Source organism: Paraburkholderia tropica, from assembly GCF_014171495.1.
In the GTDB taxonomy this organism is placed as follows: Bacteria; Pseudomonadota; Gammaproteobacteria; order Burkholderiales; family Burkholderiaceae; genus Paraburkholderia; species Paraburkholderia tropica.
This window is the reverse complement of sequence record NZ_CP049134.1, coordinates 1,932,981-1,949,828: the sequence shown is the minus strand read 5'-3', so window position 1 is coordinate 1,949,828 and position 16,848 is coordinate 1,932,981. Positions and strand designations below refer to the sequence as shown.

Genomic DNA, 16,848 nt, shown 5'->3' with positions numbered 1-16,848 from the left:
CTCGCGCGGCGTCTGACGCAAGAACACTTTTGACGCGCCCCCGCAGCCGGGCGCGCAACCTGACATTTCGAGGTTGTTTTGACTGATATCCACGACACCGATTCGGCCGACGCGTCCGAATCCGCGCGTCGCGCGTCCTCCACGCGCGACGACGACTCGCGCTCGGCCGAAAGCGCCGCGCCGCACGCGGGCGAAGGTTCGGCCGACGGCGAGGACCGTCCGCGCCGTGGCCTGCGCCGCGGTCCGCGCAGCCTGATCGCCCGGCGCCGCGCTGGCGGCAAGGGCAAGGGCGCCGAAGGCGCAGCAGCGCCGGGCGAAGCCGAAACGGGCGCCGAGGCCGCGCCGGAAAGCGCCGCTCCCGCGCGCGCGCCGCGCAGCAAGGAAGCGGGCGCCAAGACCGGCGCGACGGGTGCGAAGAAGCCCGGCCGCCGCGCGAATCCGGCCAACGCCGCACAGGCCGGCGCGGATGCACCGGCGGGCAAGCCGGCTGGCAAGAGCACAGGCGGCGCGGGCGGCAAGACGGCCGGCGCCAAGGGCGGCCGTGGCCGCAAGGCTGGCGGCGACGCGCCGGCGGCCGCTGCGGGCGAAGGCAATCAGGACGATCTGTTCCTGTACGTGACGTCGCCGGCATTCGACGCCGACAACGGTGCGGGCTCGGGCGTGAACGCGCCGATGCTGCGCCGTGGCCGCGCCCAGCAGCCCAAGCGCGTGCTGAGCCCGGACGACGACGCGCCGAAGCTGCACAAGGTGCTGGCCGACGCGGGCATGGGCTCGCGCCGCGACATGGAAGAGCTGATCATCGCCGGGCGCGTCTCGGTGAACGGCGAACCGGCGCACATCGGCCAACGCATTCTGCCGACCGACCAGGTCCGCATCAACGGCAAGCCGATCAAGCGCAAGCTGCAGAACAAGCCGCCGCGCGTGCTGATCTATCACAAGCCGACCGGCGAGATCGTCAGCCATGCGGATCCCGAAGGCCGTGCCTCGGTGTTCGACCGCCTGCCGCCGATGAAGACGGCGAAGTGGCTGGCCGTCGGCCGTCTCGACTTCAACACCGAAGGTCTGCTGATGCTCACGACCTCGGGCGATCTGGCCAACCGTTTCATGCATCCGCGCTACAGCGTGGAGCGTGAATACGCGGTGCGCGTGGTCGGCGAGCTGAGCGAAGGGATGCGTCAGAAGCTGCTCAAGGGCGTCGAGCTCGAAGACGGCCCGGCGAGCTTCCTGCGCATCCGCGACGGCGGCGGCGAAGGCACGAATCACTGGTATCACGTCGCGCTGGCCGAAGGCCGCAACCGCGAAGTGCGCCGTATGTTCGAGGCGGCGGGCCTGATGGTGAGCCGCCTGATCCGTACGCGTCACGGTCCGATCGCGCTGCCCAAGGGCCTCAAGCGCGGCCGCTGGGAAGAGCTCGAGGACAACCAGGTGCGTGCGCTGATGGCGTCGGTTGGCCTGAAGGCGCCGAGCGAGGAGAAGGGTGGCCGGGGTGGCAAGGAGCAGGAGCGCCGTCAGCCGGATCCGATGCAGACCTCGATGGGCTTCATCAACCGCGAGCCGGTGCTGAGCTCGCATGGTGCGATGGCACAGTCGCGTCAGGGTCAGGGCCAGGGCCGTCCGGGTCAAGGCCGCCGCGGTGCGGCGGCGGGTGGCTTTGGCGGCGGCTCGGGTAACTTCGGCGGCATGGGCGGCAATCGTCCGGGCCGGGGTAATGGTGGTAATGCCGGCAATGGCGGCGGCAACGGCAACCGCGGCGGCCGTGGCGACGTCGACGGCAATCGCGCACCGGGAGCGGGCAAGCGTGCGGGCGGCAACGCCGGTGCGGGCGGCAATCGCCGTGGCCCGGGCGGCAACGCGAACGCCAACGGCGGCGGCAACCGCGCACCGGGCAACCGGGGCGGCCAGCGCGGCACGCCGCGCAACCGCACGCGCGGGCACTGAGCGTACGGCGTGGGTCGGTGGCGCGGGGGCTCTGTCCTCGCGCCGTGCCCCGCCGTTCGTCGATACGGCGACGACCGTCGCGCGAATGCGACATGCGTGTGACATAGCCGGTATCGCACGCGTCGACGGCGCCCGAAGCGCAAAGTGCGGAAATCGCCATAAAACGCCTTGAAAACGCCTCAGGGCGGCCCATATTCCGTGCATAACGCATGGCCGTTCGCCTTGCGCGGTTTGCGTTAGAGCCGGAAAAAGGCTACAATCTCGGAGTCGCTGGGCGTGCGGCTTTTATTTGCGTCCCAGGTGCGACCACCTGGCTAAGTGAGAAGATGGGCGTTTCGCCCATTTTTTTTTGGCTCGGCCGAATGTGATCGGTATGTGATCGAAGCGGTTTCGTAACGGTTTCGGGTTTCGAGGCAGTGCGCGATGTGCGGTGAAAAAGTAGTCGAATACACCCATCGCGCAGGCGTCGAATCCGACGTCGAAGCCCCCGGGCAGCAGAACCGGGCATCGCATCGCCGGACATCACGTCGGGGTGGGTTCGCCATCTGGGTCACGCGCAAGTAGGTGCAAGAGCGCGCGCTCATCTGGCGCGCGGCCCGCGAATCCCGTTTGACTCTCAGGAACAGGAAGTTGCCGGCTCGCTGCGCGAATATCTGGAGTGGGCATTGTGCAACTGACGGAACTGATTGAAACCACGGTCACCGGGCTCGGTTACGAGCTGGTCGACCTCGAGCGCACCGGGCGCGGCATGCTGGCCATCTACATCGATCAGCCTGCGGGTATCGCGATCGAGGATTGCGAGAAGGTCACGCGTCAGCTGCAGCACGTTCTGTTTGTCGAGAACATCGACTACGAACGTCTCGAGGTCTCGTCGCCCGGCCTCGACCGGCCGCTGAAAAAGCTGGCGGACTTCGAACGCTTCGCGGGCTGCGAGGCGGTTATCACGTTGAAAAAGCCATTGGACGGACGGAAATCGTACCGCGGCATCGTGCATGCCCCGGAAGGCGAAACCATCGGTCTGGAATTCGAAGGGAAGGCGGGTCCTGCGATGCTCGATTTCACGCTCGCGGACATCGACAAAGCCCGCCTGATCCCCAAAGTTGACTTTAGGAGCCGCAAACAATGAGTCGCGAAGTGTTGATGCTGGTGGATGCGCTGGCACGCGAGAAGAATGTCGACAAGGACGTGGTGTTCGCCGCCCTTGAAGCGGCGCTTGCGTCGGCCTCCAAGAAACTCTTCGACGAGGATGCGGACATCCGCGTGCACATCGACCGCGAAAGCGGCGAACACGAGACGTTCCGCCGCTGGCGCATCGTGCCGGACGAGGCGGGTCTGCAGGAGCCGGATCAGGAAATCCTGCTGTTCGAAGCACGCGAGCAAGATCCCGAAGCGCAGATCGACGGTTTCGTCGAACAGCCGGTTCCGTCGGTGGAATTCGGCCGTATCGGCGCGCAGGCCGCCAAGCAGGTCATCCTGCAGAAGGTGCGCGACGCCGAGCGTGAGCAGATCCTCAACGACTTCCTCGAGCGCGGCGAAAGCATCATGACCGGCACGGTCAAGCGCATGGACAAGGGCAATTTCATCGTCGAATCGGGCCGTGTCGAAGCGCTGCTGCGCCGCGACCAGCTGATTCCGAAGGAAAACCTGCGCGTGGGCGACCGCGTGCGCGCCTGGATCGGCAAGGTCGACCGCACCGCGCGCGGCCCGCAGATCGAACTCTCGCGCACGGCGCCCGAGTTCCTGATGAAGCTGTTCGAAATGGAAGTGCCGGAAATCGAGCAAGGCCTTCTGGAGATCAAGGCGGCGGCGCGTGATCCGGGCGTGCGCGCCAAGATCGGCGTGGTGGCCTACGACAAGCGTATCGACCCCATCGGCACCTGCGTCGGCATTCGCGGCTCGCGCGTGCAGGCCGTGCGCAATGAGCTCGGTGGCGAAAACGTCGACATCGTGCTATGGTCGGAGGATCCCGCCCAGTTCGTTATCGGCGCGCTCGCGCCGGCGGCCGTGCAGTCGATCGTCGTCGACGAAGAAAAGCACTCGATGGACGTCGTGGTCGACGAAAGCGAGCTTGCGGTCGCCATTGGCCGCAGCGGCCAGAACGTGCGTCTTGCCAGCGAACTGACCGGCTGGCAGATCAACATCATGACGCCGGACGAATCCGCGCAGAAGCAGAATCAGGAGCGCACGGTGCTGCGCGACCTGTTCATGGCGCGTCTCGACGTGGACGAAGAAGTCGCCGACATCCTGATCGACGAAGGCTTCACGAGCCTCGAAGAGATCGCCTACGTGCCGCTCAACGAAATGCTGGAAATCGAGGCGTTCGACGAGGACACCGTGCACGAGTTGCGCAACCGCGCTCGCGACGCGCTGCTCACGCAGGCTATCGCGAACGAGGAGAAAGTCGAAAGCGCCGCGCTGGACCTCAAGAGTCTGGACGGCATCGACCCCGAACTGCTTGCCAAGCTGGCGCAGCACGAGGTTCACACCCGCGACGAGCTCGCCGAGCTGGCCGTGGACGAGCTGGTCGAAATGACGGGAATGGAAGAGGACGCCGCCAAGGCGTTGATCATGAAGGCACGTGAGCACTGGTTCCAGTAAGCCTGGCAACAGGTTTGGAACCGGGGCGCGACGAGCAGGAAGCGACCATGACCCATTGAACTGATCGCGGCGGGGCCTCGCCAGGCGAGGCACCCACGGCCGCATGAACCGATGTCAACCGCAAGGAATCGGTCCTTGCATTAAGAGGAATGAATGGCGAGTAACAACGTAGCCCAATTTGCCGCGGAACTGAAAATGCCTGCAGGCGTGCTGCTGGAGCAGCTGCAGGCAGCGGGCGTCCAGAAAGCGAGCGAGAGCGATGCCTTGTCGGAAACTGACAAGGCGCGTCTGCTCGACCACTTGCGCAAGTCGCACGGTTCGACCGACGCGGACAAGCGCAAGATCACGCTGACGAAACGGCATACGTCGGAGATCAAGCAGTCCGATTCGACGGGTAAGGCACGCACCATTCAGGTCGAGGTGCGCAAGAAGCGCACGTTCGTCCGCCGCGACGAGTCCGCCGAACAGGCGGAGGCATCGAATCATGCCGCCGACGCAGCAGTCGCCGCCGAAGAGGCGGAGCTGCAGCGCCGCGAAGAAGAAGCACGCCGCGAGGCCGAGCTGCTCGAGCGTCAGGCTCAGGAGCTCAAGGAGCGCCAGGAGTTGCTCGCGCGTGAAGAGTCGGAGCGCCGTGCGCGCGAAGAGGCCGCCGAGGCCGAACGCCGCCGCGCCGAGGAAGAAGCAGAAAAGAAAAAGGCAGTGGCCGAAGCCGCCGCGCGTGAGCTCGCCGCTCAAGCCGTGGCTGCACAGCGCAATGCCGAAGCGGAATCGAAGGAAGTGAAACAGCAGCAGGACCAGCAAGACGAACAGCGCGCCGCCGCCGAGCGCGCCGCGCAACGCGAAGCGGCTCAGAAGGCCGAGGCCGCCGCACGCGAAGCCGCCGACAAGGCGCAGAAGGAACAGGACGAGATCGCGCGTCGTCGCGCGGCCGCCGAAGCCGAAGCGCGCGCGATCCGCGAAATGATGAACACGCCGCGCAAGGCGCAGGTCAAGGCGGTCGAACCGCCGAAGCCGGTCGAGCCGCCGAAGCCTGCCGAAGCCAAGGGCACGCTGCACAAGCCGGCGCGTCCGGAAGGTGCGGCTGCACGTCCGGCAGCAGGCGCGGGTGCGAAAAAGCCCGCCACCGCGGCTGCGCCCTCGACGAGCGCGCCGGGTGCCGGCGCGGGCGACCGCAACAAGAAGCCGGGCGCAGGCAAGGGCGGCTGGCAGGACGACGCATCGAAGCGTCGCGGTATCAAGACGCGCGGCGACTCTTCGGGCGGCGTGGACCGCGGCTGGCGCGGCGGCCCGAAGGGCCGTGGCCGTCATCAGGACAGCGCATCGTCGTTCCAGGCGCCGACCGAACCGATCGTCCGTGAAGTGCACGTGCCGGAGACCATCACGGTCGCCGACCTCGCGCACAAGATGTCGGTGAAGGCATCGGAAGTCATCAAGGTGATGATGAAGATGGGCCAGATGGTTACCATCAACCAGATGCTCGACCAGGAAACGGCGATGATCATCGTCGAGGAACTCGGCCACCATGCGGTTGCCGCGAAGCTCGACGATCCGGAAGCGCTGCTGGTCGAAGGCACGACCACCACGACGGACGCCGAGCAACTGCCGCGTCCGCCGGTCGTCACCGTCATGGGTCACGTTGACCACGGCAAGACCTCGCTGCTCGACTACATCCGCCGCGCCAAGGTTGCAGCGGGCGAAGCGGGCGGCATCACGCAGCACATCGGCGCGTATCACGTCGAAACGCCGCGTGGCGTCATCACGTTCCTCGACACGCCGGGTCACGAGGCCTTCACGGCCATGCGTGCCCGCGGTGCGAAGGCAACCGACATCGTCATTCTGGTGGTCGCAGCCGACGACGGCGTGATGCCGCAGACGAAGGAAGCCATCTCGCACGCGAAGGCGGGCGGCGTGCCGCTCGTCGTGGCGATCAACAAGATCGACAAGCCGGATGCGAATCTGGAACGCGTGAAGCAGGAACTCGTCGCGGAAGGCGTCGTGCCGGAAGAGTACGGTGGCGATTCGCCGTTCGTGCCGGTGTCGGCGAAGACCGGCGCGGGTATCGACGATCTGCTCGAAAACGTGCTGCTGCAAGCCGAAGTGCTGGAACTGAAGGCACCGGTCGAAGCGCCGGCCAAGGGCATCGTGATCGAAGCGAAGCTCGACAAGGGTAAGGGTCCGGTCGCGACCATCCTGGTTCAGTCGGGTACGCTCAATCGCGGCGACGTCGTGCTGGCAGGCAGCGCCTACGGCCGCGTGCGCGCCATGCTCGACGAAACCGGCAAGCCGGCGAAGGAAGCCGGCCCGTCGATCCCGGTCGAAATCCAGGGTCTGTCGGAAGTGCCGGGCGCGGGCGAAGAAGTCATCGTGCTGCCGGACGAGCGCAAGGCGCGTGAAATCGCCCTGTTCCGTCAAGGCAAGTTCCGCGACGTGAAGCTGGCCAAGCAGCAAGCCGCGAAGCTCGAAAACATGCTCGAGCAGATGGCGGAAGGCGAAGTGCAAAACCTGCCGCTCATCGTCAAGGCCGACGTGCAGGGTTCGCAGGAAGCACTGGTGCAATCGCTGCTCAAGCTGTCGACCGGCGAAGTGCGCGTGCAGATCGTGCACAGCGCGGTCGGTGCGATCAGCGAGTCGGACGTCAATCTGGCAACGGCTTCGAAGGCGGTCATCATCGGCTTCAACACGCGTGCGGATGCACAGGCGCGCAAGGTTGCCGAAGCGAACGGCATCGACATCCGCTACTACAACATCATCTATGACGCAGTGGATGAGGTGAAGGCGGCGATGTCGGGCATGCTCGCGCCGGAGAAGCGCGAAGTCGTGACGGGTATGGCCGAAGTGCGCCAGGTGATCCGCGTACCGAAGGTTGGCCTCGTCGCCGGCTGTATGGTCACGGACGGTTTCGTCAAGCGTTCGTCGTCGGTGCGCGTGATCCGCAACAACGTGGTCATCTATACCGGCGAACTCGACTCGCTCAAGCGCTTCAAGGACGACGTCAAGGAAGTCAAGCAAGGCTTCGAGTGCGGTATGTCGATCAAGAACTTCAACGACATCGTCGAAGGCGATCAGCTCGAAGTGTTCGAGATCACCGAAGTCGCGCGTACGCTGTAAGTCTCCAGCGCATACGCAAGACGGGCGGGGCGGGCGCTGGCCAGCCCCGCCCGTTTGTCTTTTTGCACGTGTTTTTTGTGCGGCCGCTTGACCTCCGCGAAATTAGCGATAAAGCGCGCCGCCTGAATGCCTCGCACCAATGAGGTGGAACCATCATGCCGAAAAAACGTTCTTCTCCGAATCGCAACGTACAGATCGCCGATCAGATCCAGCGCGATCTCTCCGAGCTGATGCGCGAAGTGAAGGATCCGCGCGTGGGTCTCGTGACGATCCAGAGCGTGGAACTGACGCCCGATTACGCGCACGCCAAGGTCTATTTCACGACGCTCACGGGCGATCCCAAGACCACCCAGGAAGCGCTCAATCACGCCGCGGGCCATCTGCACAATCAACTGTTCAAGCGCCTGCACATCCACACGGTGCCGACGCTGCATTTCCACTACGACCAGTCGGTCGAGAAGGGCGTGGAGATGTCGCGCCTGATCGACGAGGCGAACGCCACGCGCGCCAAGGACGACTGACGTCTCCAGCATGACAGCATCATCGAAGAAGAGTCCGGGCGAGGCTCGCCCTAAAGTGCCGCGCCGTCTGCTCGACGGCGTGCTGCTGCTCGACAAGCCGCTCGGCCTGTCGAGCAACGACGCGCTGATTCGCGCGAAGCGTCTGTATCGCGTGAAGAAGGCGGGCCACACCGGCACGCTGGATCCGCTCGCGACGGGCCTCTTGCCGCTGTGTTTCGGCGAGGCGACCAAGTTCTCGCAGGATCTGCTCGAAGCCGACAAGACCTACGAGGCGACGCTGCGTCTGGGCATCCGCACGACCACGGGCGACGCCGAAGGCGAAGCGGCGGAAACGCGTGAGGTGAACTGCGACGAAGTCGCCGTGCGCGCGGCGATGACGAAGTTCGTCGGCGATATCGTTCAGGTGCCGCCGATGTATTCGGCGCTCAAGCGCGACGGCAAGCCGCTCTACGAATACGCGCGCGCGGGCCAGACGGTCGAGCGCGAAGGGCGCGAGGTGACGATACTCGCGCTGGACATGCTCGTGTGCAGCCTGCCGGACGTCACGTTCCGCGTGACGTGCAGTAAGGGCACGTATGTGCGCACGCTCGCCGAGGATATCGGCGAGGCGCTTGGCTGCGGCGCGCATCTGGTGATGCTGCGCCGTACCGGCGTCGGCGCGCTGACGCTGGACCATGCGGTGACGCTCGACGCGCTCACGGCCGCCGACGAGCCGCAGCGCGACACCTGGCTGCAACCCGTCGATGCGCTGCTCTCGACGTTTCCGGCGCTCACGCTGAACGCCGACGCGGCGCGCCGTTTCACGCACGGCCAGCGTCTGCCGCTCAACGAGCTGGTGCTCGATCGCGCGGCGTGCGAGGCGGCCGATCGCGTGCGCGTCTACGACGAAGCGGGGCGTCTGCTCGGCGTGGCGAAGGCGGGTAGTGGCGTGCTCGCGCCGGAGCGTCTGGTGGTGAGCGGCGCGGCTTGATTCGCGCGGCGCAAGTCACAGCACAGGTCATAGCGCACATCGCGCAATAAAAAACGGCACGCCGGTTCACACCGTGCGTGCCGTTTTTGCATTCACGACCCGATCAACCGATCGAGCCGTGAGCGAGATCGAATGCGAACCTCAGTGCGCCGCCGAAGCCGCCGCGCCTGCATCGCCACCGCCCGAGCGTTCGGGGCGCGTAATCCAGATCAGCGCGATCAGCACGATAAAGATCACCGACGAAATCCAGAACAGATCGTTCACGCCGAGCTGCGCGGCCTGCTGCGTCGCCATGCGGTCGAAGAGTCCGTGCGCCTGCGACGGATCGAGGCCGGCCACGTTCTGCATCTGCTGCATCGACTGATTGAAGACCGGGCTCGTGGGCGTGGCCTGCTCGGTGAGACGCGCATGATGGAAGATCGTGCGATGGTCCCACGCGGTTTCGAAGATCGAGGTGCCGATGCCGCCGCACATGATCCGCACGAAATTCGACAGACCCGACGCTGCCGGAATGCGGTTGCCCGGCAAACCGGACAGCGTGATCGAGACGAGCGGAATGAAAAGCCCCGCCATGCCGATACCCTGAATCAACGTCGGAACCGTCAGCGCCCAGGTGTCCACGCCGGTGGTGTACTGCGAACGCATCCAGAAGCACAGCGCGAACACCACGAACGCGGCGGTCGCGATGTAGCGCGGATCGGTGCGCGGCAGGATGCGGCCCGTGATCGGCGACAGCAGGATCGCAAAGAAGCCCACGGGCGCCATCACGAGACCGGCGTCGGTCGCGGTGTAGCCGAGATCGGTTTGCAGCCACAGCGGCAGCAGCACGAGATTGCCGAAGTAGAGCCCGTAGCCCACCGACAGCGCGATCGTCCCGCCCGTGAAGTTGCGCCGCGCGAACAGCGACAGGTCGACCACCGGATGCTCGGCGGTCAGTTCCCAGATCACGAAGAACGCGAACGCGATCACGGCCGTGAGCGCGAGCACGACGATCGTGGTCGACGAGAACCAGTCGAGATCCTTGCCTTTGTCGAGCATGATCTGCAGCGACCCGACCCAGACGATCAGCAGGCCGAGGCCGACGCCGTCGATCGGCGCCTTGCGGATGGCCGAGTCGCGGTTGCGGAAGATCGCCCACGTGGCGAGCGCCGCCGCGATGCCGACCGGGATGTTCACATAGAAGATCCACGGCCACGAGATGTTGTCGGAGATCCAGCCGCCGAGAATCGGCCCGGCCACCGGCGCGATCAGCGTGGTCATCGACCACATCGAAAGCGCGATGGGCGCTTTCGCGCGCGGGTAGCTCGCGAGCAGCAGCGTTTGAGAAAGCGGGATCATCGGACCGGCCACGGCACCCTGCAGCACGCGCGCGGCGAGCAGGAAGGGCAGCGTGGGCGCGAGGCCGCACAGCCACGACGAGATCACGAACAGAATGATCGACGCCATGAACAGGCGCACCTGGCCGATGCGCTCGGTGAGCCAGCCCGTGAGCGGCACCGAGATCGCATTCGCAACCGCGAACGACGTGATGACCCACGTGCCCTGATCGGAGGCGACCCCGAGGTCGCCCGAGATCGACGGAATCGAGACGTTCGCGATCGACGTGTCCAGCACGTTCATGAACACCGCGAGCGACACCGCAATGGTGCCGATCACGAGTTGCGCGCCCTGTAGCGGCGGATGGACGACGGGTTGTTGTGCTGCCATTGAATGCTTTGTTGTTCGCTTCGTATCGGCGCTGCGCTTACATCATTTTCGCGGGCGTTTTCGCCGACGAAACCTGCGCTGCCTTGTTGGCGTTCGGACCCGCGTTCTGCGAAATAATCCGCGCAATCTCCGCATCGGCTTCATCGCCATACTTCTCGAACACGTTCGTCTCGTACACCGTGTTCTGCGCGTTGCCCAACTGGCTGCCCGCATCGTTCTTGATGTCGACGTCAACCTGCATCGACAGACCGATACGCAGCGGATGCTTCTGCAGATCTTCCGGATCCAGCGAGATACGCACCGGCAGACGCTGCACCACCTTGATCCAGTTGCCCGTCGCGTTCTGCGCCGGCAGCAGCGAGAACGCCGAGCCCGTGCCCGCCGAGAAGCCCACCACCTTGCCGTGATACACCACCGACGAGCCGTACACGTCCGCGGTCATTTCCACCGGCTGGCCGATGCGCATGTGCTTGAGCTGCACTTCCTTGAAGTTCGCGTCGATCCACAGCGAGTTCAGCGGCACCACCGACATCAGCGGCGTGCCCGGCGAAACGCGCTGGCCGACCTGCACCGAGCGCTTCGCCACGTAACCCGTGACCGGCGCGGGCAGCGTGTTGCGCGCGTTCGCGAGGTAGGCGTCGCGCACCTTCGCGGCGGCCGCCATCACGTTCGGATGATTGGCGATCGTCGTGTTCGCGGTCAGCGCCTGGTTCGCGACGAGCTGCTGCTGCGCGGCTTCGAGCGCGGCCTGGGCGCTGCGCGCGGCGTCGCGCGCGTGCGAGATTTCTTCCTGCGAAACCGCGCCCGTCTGCGCCACCTGCATGCGGCGGCGCAGATCGTCCTGCGCGCGAGAGAGGTCCGCCTGACGCACGGCGACCTGCGCTTCGTACTGGCTGTCGTCGGCGAAGAGGCCGCGCACCTGGCGCACGGTCTGGCCGAGATTCGCCTCGGCCTGCTGCAGCGCGATGCGCGAGTCGGCCGGATCGAGCACCACGAGCGGATCGCCGATCTTGACGGTCTGCGTGTCGTCGGCGTTGACTGAGACCACCGTGCCGGTGACCTGCGGCGTGATCTGCACGACGTTGCCGTTCACGTAGGCGTCGTCGGTGCTTTCGCTGAAGCGCGCGACGAGGAAGTAGTAGAGGCCGTAGGCAATGGCTGCAATCACGATCACGAGAACAAGCAGCGTCATCATGCGCTTGCGCTTGCCGTTGTTCGCGTTCGGCTGCGGATTGGCGGCCGGTTGCTGGGGGGTGCTCATGGAAGGATCTCCGGGTTCTTGCGTGCTGTGCGTTCAGTTATTGGAATTCAGTTCGTGGCGGCGTGTGCCGACGCGTCAGGCGTGGCCGAGGCCGACGAGGCCGGTGCGGTCCACGGCGCATCGCGCCAGGGCCCGCCGTTCACGTCGCTCTGGCCGCGCGCTTCGCTGCCGACCTGCGCCGGCGGCACGAGCCCCGCGTTCTGCGCGTCGAAGCCGCCGCCCAGCGCCTTGATCAGCGCCATCTGCTCGTCGGCGCGCTGCGACTTCAGGTTCGTCACGGTCTGCTCGGCGGCGAGGCGGTTCTGGTCGGCGTTGAGCACCTGCAGCTGCTCCGAGAGGCCCGCCTTGTAGCGGATCACGGCGAGCTGATACGCCTTCGTCGACGCATCGAGCGCGTGTTGCGCATCGACGAGCTGCTTGTCGGCCGAACGGATCGACGAGACGGTGGTTGCCACGTCCTGGAACGCGCCGATCAGCGTCTGGTCGTAGTTCGCGACGTCGAGTTCGAAGTCGGCGTAACGGCCCTTCAGTTGCGCGCGCAGGGCGCCCGCGTCGAAGATCGGCAGATGCACGGCCGGGCCGATGTTCATCTGGCGGCTCGTGAAGTTGAGGAATTTGCCCCAGCCGAAGGCATCGAAGCCGAAGCCCGCCGCGAGATTCACGTCGGGATAGAACTCGGCCTTCGCTTCCTTGACGTCGTGCATCGCGCCTTCGACCTGCCAGCGCGCGGCGACGATGTCCGGGCGGCGCGCGACGAGATCGGCGGGCAGGTTGTCGGGCAGCGCGACGCTGGCGACCGGATTGAGCACCGGATTGGCGATCTGCAGACCGCGATCCGGACCCTTGCCGAGCAGCGCGCCGAGCTGATAGCGCACGGTTTCGATCTGGCCGTCGATCTGCGAAAGATTCGCCTGGCTCGTCGCGATGTTGCCGTTGGCGGTCTGACGCTCGACGTTGGTGTCGAGGCCCGCGACCACGCGGCCGTTCGTGATGTTGCCGATGGTCTTGCGGTTGTCGATTTCGCGCGCGGCGATATCGCGCAGCGCGTAGAGCTGGGCGAGCTGGTTATAGGTACGCGCGACCGACGCGGCGAGCGTGATGCGGGCCTGCTGCATCTCGGCTTCGGCGGCGCGCTGTGCGGAGACCGCCTGCGCGAGTCGCTGACGGTTCTTGCCCCACAGGTCCAGATCCCACGAGGCGCTGGCCAGCACGTTGTTTTCGCTGTACCAGCTGCCGCCGTAGGGCGGTGGGAACAGCCCGTTCGCCGAATAGAGCTCGCGGGTCCACGAGTAGCTCGCGTTGGCCTTCGGATAGAGCGCCGATTTCGACGTTTCGATATACGACGACGCCTTCGCCAGTCGCGCCTGCGCCTGCGCGATCGTCGGATTGCCGTCGAGCGCTTCGTCGATCAGCTTCTGGAGCTGCGGATCGCCGAACTGCTTCGCCCAGTCGAACGCGGGCCACTGGCCGCCCTGCGCCGGAATGCTTTGCGACGACTCGAACTGCTGCGGCTGCGCGAGCGTCTTGTCGCTCTTGATGCCGATGTAGTTCGCGCAGCCCGAAAGCGCGAGCGCGGCGATCGCGGCGGTCACCGCGGCCCGGCACGACAGCGCTGGCGCAAACTGGGTTTGGGATTTCATTGCTCGTCTCGTTGCGTGAGAAGGTGAGGTGATACTGGACGATGCAGCTATTTTCTTGTTTGCCGGTTTCAAATTTGCTTGCCCTGTCATGAATTGGCCGGCGGATTTTGCCCGGCTGCCGCATTCGCGTTCTGGCTGGCATCGCAGCTATTGGCGAGAACCCGTCGCAACATGTTCTTCAGAAAGCCCACCTCTTCGGGCGTGAAACCGGCGGCGAGCGTTTCCGTCACGCTCGTGAAAATGGCCGGCATGCGGCGCGCGATGGCTTCGCCTTCGGGCGTCAGCGCAAGGCGTACGGCGCGGCGGTCTTCGGAGCTGCGCACGCGCTTGAGGAGGCCGCGCTTCTCCAGCCGGTCGACGAGACGCGTGACCGCGCTGGCGTCGATGCCGTATTCGCGCGCGAGTTCGGCGGCGAGCAGGCACTTGCCGCTGGCCACCATGAACAGCACGCTGGCCTGCTGGCTGGTGATGCCCAGTTCGGCGAGCGTGCGCTGCGTGACCATGTTCGACATGCTCGTCTTGGCCCGCGCGAGCAGGTAGCCGACGCTCTCGCCGAGATCGTAATCGCGGATTTCGGGCGGCGGTACAGGGATCGGATCCGTCATGTTTCTGCTGCGACTGCAATGATTGACCAGGCAGGGATTATAAGAAACGTTAGTTGACGCGGCAAGGGTTTTATTCTGCCGGGGACGAATAACCTTTGCCGGATAAGGGCTTAATGTTGTGGCCTGCACATGAGAAAATTGAGATTCAGCGCAGCGCCGCTGTAAAACCCGTGAGCCGTCGCCCCGTCTCTTGTATGCAATCGTCTGACCGCGGTTCGGGCAGATCACGGCGGCCATGATGGAAAGATCGGATATGCGCCTGATCAATTCATCTGCGCGTGCTATAATTTCAGGTTCCCAAAAGTGCGCCATTGCAGCGCTGCCGAATCGAGCCTCCGGATCCGTCCGGAAGAGGCGGGCGGTGGTCGCGATGCCCCATCCGGCTATGTAGCCGGCTGTGTAGCGCTCGCCCGCCCGGGCGCGCTGCCGCGCACTCTTAACTGTACCCAGGTTCCTATGTCCCGCGCCCTACGCAACATTGCCATCATTGCCCACGTCGACCACGGCAAGACCACGCTCGTCGACCAGCTCCTCCGTCAGACCGCCACGTTCCGTGACAACCAGCAGGTCGCCGAGCGCGTGATGGACTCGAACGACATCGAAAAAGAGCGTGGCATCACGATTCTTTCGAAGAACTGCGCGGTCGAGTACGAAGGCACCCACATCAACATCGTCGACACCCCGGGCCACGCCGACTTCGGCGGCGAAGTGGAACGCGTGCTGTCGATGGTCGACTCGGTGCTGCTGCTCGTCGACGCCGTTGAAGGCCCGATGCCGCAAACGCGCTTCGTGACCAAGAAGGCGCTCGCGCTCGGCCTCAAGCCGATCGTTGTCGTCAACAAGATCGACCGTCCGGGCGCGCGTATCGACTGGGTGATCAACCAGACGTTCGACCTGTTCGACAAGCTCGGCGCGACCGAAGAGCAGCTCGACTTCCCGATCGTGTACGCATCGGGCCTGAACGGCTACGCATCGCTGTCGCCGGAAGCGCGTAGCGGCGATATGCGCCCGCTGTTCGACGCCGTGCTCGAACACGTGCCGGTCCGTGACGCCGATCCGGAAGGCGGCCTGCAACTCCAGATCACCTCGCTCGACTACTCGGCTTACGTTGGTCGTATCGGCGTGGGCCGTATCAAGCGCGGTCGTATCAAGCCGGGTCAGCCGGTTGCGCTGCGCTTTGGTCCGGAAGGCCAGGTCCTGAACCGCAAGATCAACCAGGTGCTGGCATTCAGCGGCCTGGAGCGCGTGCAGGTCGAAGCGGCTGAGGCCGGCGACATCGTGCTGATCAACGGTATCGAAGACATCGGTATCGGCGCGACCATCTGCGCGGTCGACAACCCCGAAGCGCTGCCGATGATCACGGTCGACGAGCCGACGCTGACGATGAACTTCCTCGTGAATTCGTCGCCGCTCGCCGGCAAGGAAGGCAAGTTCGTGACGAGCCGCCAGATCCGCGACCGTCTGACCAAGGAACTGAACCACAACGTGGCGCTGCGCGTGAAGGACACGGGCGACGAAACCACGTTCGAAGTGTCGGGCCGCGGCGAACTGCACCTGACCATCCTGATCGAAAACATGCGCCGTGAAGGCTACGAGCTGGCCGTGTCGCGTCCGCGCGTGGTGCTGCACGAAGTCGACGGCGTGAAGCAGGAGCCGTACGAAATGCTGACCGTTGACGTCGAAGACGCCAACCAGGGCGGCGTGATGGAAGAACTGGGCCGCCGTAAGGGCGAAATGCTCGACATGGCGTCGGATGGTCAGGGCCGTACGCGTCTCGAGTACCGCATTCCGGCGCGTGGCCTGATCGGCTTCCAGGGCGAATTCATGACGCTGACGCGCGGCACGGGCCTGATGAGCCACGTGTTCGACGCATACGGTCCGGTCAAGGAAGGTACGCTCGGCGAGCGCCGCAATGGCGTGCTGATCTCGCAGGACGACGGCGCCGCTGTCGCCTACGCACTGTGGAAGCTGCAGGATCGCGGCCGCATGTTCGTGAAGCCGGGCGACGCGCTGTACGAAGGCATGATCATCGGTATCCATAGCCGCGACAACGACCTCGTCGTGAATCCGATCAAGGGCAAGCAGCTCACCAACGTGCGCGCCTCGGGCACCGACGAAGCCGTGCGCCTGGTTCCGCCGATCCAGATGTCGCTCGAGTACGCGGTCGAATTCATCGACGACGACGAACTCGTGGAAGTGACGCCGCAGTCGATCCGCCTGCGCAAGCGTCACCTGAAAGAGCACGAGCGTCGCCGCGCAAGCCGCGAAGCCGAGTAAAGTTTGCTGTCGAAACTTTTTCGCGCACTGCAATGCATGTAAGAAAACAAGAAAGCCGCCGCTGTCTGGGCGGCTTTTTTGCGTCCGGCGGGGATTGCCTCGCAGTGCCGGAAGAGTCTGTTGTAAAAGTTGCAAAGTACCGCCAAAGCCCGTGTAGCAAGGGTTTGCGTGCGGTCCTGTGTCGCATTGCATCTTATGAGGAGTATCACTTATGTGCTATCCT

General features: G+C 65.1%; 11 protein-coding genes. 7 read left to right on the top strand and 4 right to left on the bottom strand.

Features of this window, described 5'->3' with window-relative positions:
• Positions 1 to 78 precede the first annotated feature (78 nt).
• The 6 genes from rluB to truB all read left to right on the top strand — a co-directional run bounded on the left by rluB (position 79) and on the right by truB (position 9,135).
• Positions 79 to 1,938, top strand: a complete 1,860-nt coding sequence (rluB, locus tag G5S35_RS08815) for a 23S rRNA pseudouridine(2605) synthase RluB (protein ID WP_176081882.1) — start codon at positions 79 to 81, stop codon at positions 1,936 to 1,938.
• A gap of 667 nt (positions 1,939 to 2,605) precedes the next feature.
• Positions 2,606 to 3,064 (top strand): ribosome maturation factor RimP, encoded by a 459-nt coding sequence (rimP, locus tag G5S35_RS08810; protein ID WP_065061251.1) that lies wholly within the window; start codon positions 2,606 to 2,608, stop codon positions 3,062 to 3,064.
• Positions 3,061 to 4,536 (top strand): transcription termination factor NusA, encoded by a 1,476-nt coding sequence (gene nusA, locus G5S35_RS08805; protein ID WP_065061227.1) that lies wholly within the window; start codon positions 3,061 to 3,063, stop codon positions 4,534 to 4,536. The genes rimP and nusA overlap by 4 nt, the downstream gene beginning before the upstream one ends.
• A 153-nt stretch (positions 4,537 to 4,689) precedes the next feature.
• Positions 4,690 to 7,644, top strand: coding sequence for a translation initiation factor IF-2 (infB, locus tag G5S35_RS08800; protein WP_065061228.1), 2,955 nt, complete (start codon positions 4,690 to 4,692; stop codon positions 7,642 to 7,644).
• Positions 7,645 to 7,799: 155 nt separating this feature from the next.
• Positions 7,800 to 8,165: a 30S ribosome-binding factor RbfA gene (gene rbfA / locus G5S35_RS08795; protein ID WP_065061229.1), complete on the top strand. Its 366-nt coding sequence runs from the start codon at positions 7,800 to 7,802 to the stop codon at positions 8,163 to 8,165.
• A 10-nt stretch (positions 8,166 to 8,175) separates the two neighbouring features.
• Complete coding sequence (gene truB / locus G5S35_RS08790) at positions 8,176 to 9,135, top strand: tRNA pseudouridine(55) synthase TruB (RefSeq protein ID WP_183038214.1); 960 nt, start codon at positions 8,176 to 8,178, stop codon at positions 9,133 to 9,135.
• 141 nt (positions 9,136 to 9,276) lie between these two features.
• On the opposite strand, the gene G5S35_RS08785 is transcribed toward truB, so the two are convergent.
• The 4 genes from G5S35_RS08785 to G5S35_RS08770 all read right to left on the bottom strand — a co-directional run bounded on the left by G5S35_RS08785 (position 9,277) and on the right by G5S35_RS08770 (position 14,348).
• A complete protein-coding gene (locus G5S35_RS08785) occupies positions 9,277 to 10,842 on the bottom strand; it encodes a DHA2 family efflux MFS transporter permease subunit (RefSeq protein ID WP_065061231.1) in 1,566 nt (521 codons plus the stop codon).
• 37 nt (positions 10,843 to 10,879) lie between these two features.
• Positions 10,880 to 12,103 (bottom strand): EmrA/EmrK family multidrug efflux transporter periplasmic adaptor subunit, encoded by a 1,224-nt coding sequence (locus tag G5S35_RS08780; protein ID WP_080180546.1) that lies wholly within the window; start codon positions 12,101 to 12,103, stop codon positions 10,880 to 10,882.
• A gap of 47 nt (positions 12,104 to 12,150) precedes the next feature.
• The gene (locus tag G5S35_RS08775) at positions 12,151 to 13,743 is read right to left on the bottom strand and encodes an efflux transporter outer membrane subunit (RefSeq protein ID WP_183038213.1); all 1,593 of its coding nucleotides are present in this window, start codon (positions 13,741 to 13,743) and stop codon (positions 12,151 to 12,153) included.
• Positions 13,744 to 13,829: 86 nt separating this feature from the next.
• Entirely contained in the window at positions 13,830 to 14,348 is a 519-nt protein-coding gene (locus G5S35_RS08770; RefSeq protein WP_065063133.1) for a MarR family winged helix-turn-helix transcriptional regulator, read from the bottom strand.
• A gap of 456 nt (positions 14,349 to 14,804) precedes the next feature.
• Here G5S35_RS08770 and typA point away from each other — a divergent pair, with 456 nt between their 5' ends.
• Positions 14,805 to 16,625 carry a translational GTPase TypA gene (gene typA, locus G5S35_RS08765; protein WP_065063135.1) on the top strand — a complete coding sequence of 607 codons (1,821 nt, stop codon included), beginning with the start codon at positions 14,805 to 14,807 and terminating at the stop codon, positions 16,623 to 16,625.
• The last annotated feature ends 223 nt before the right edge of the window (positions 16,626 to 16,848 follow it).

What these genes read in the sequence shown, in the direction of transcription:
- typA (WP_065063135.1), top strand. Translation starts at nt 14,805, where the DNA reads ATGTCCCGCGCCCTACGCAACATTGCCATCATTGCCCACGTCGACCAC.
- G5S35_RS08780 (WP_080180546.1), bottom strand. Translation starts at nt 12,103, where the DNA reads ATGAGCACCCCCCAGCAACCGGCCGCCAATCCGCAGCCGAACGCGAAC.
- G5S35_RS08770 (WP_065063133.1), bottom strand. Translation starts at nt 14,348, where the DNA reads ATGACGGATCCGATCCCTGTACCGCCGCCCGAAATCCGCGATTACGAT.
- nusA (WP_065061227.1), top strand. Translation starts at nt 3,061, where the DNA reads ATGAGTCGCGAAGTGTTGATGCTGGTGGATGCGCTGGCACGCGAGAAG.
- G5S35_RS08775 (WP_183038213.1), bottom strand. Translation starts at nt 13,743, where the DNA reads ATGAAATCCCAAACCCAGTTTGCGCCAGCGCTGTCGTGCCGGGCCGCG.
- G5S35_RS08785 (WP_065061231.1), bottom strand. Translation starts at nt 10,842, where the DNA reads ATGGCAGCACAACAACCCGTCGTCCATCCGCCGCTACAGGGCGCGCAA.
- infB (WP_065061228.1), top strand. Translation starts at nt 4,690, where the DNA reads ATGGCGAGTAACAACGTAGCCCAATTTGCCGCGGAACTGAAAATGCCT.
- rbfA (WP_065061229.1), top strand. Translation starts at nt 7,800, where the DNA reads ATGCCGAAAAAACGTTCTTCTCCGAATCGCAACGTACAGATCGCCGAT.
- truB (WP_183038214.1), top strand. Translation starts at nt 8,176, where the DNA reads ATGACAGCATCATCGAAGAAGAGTCCGGGCGAGGCTCGCCCTAAAGTG.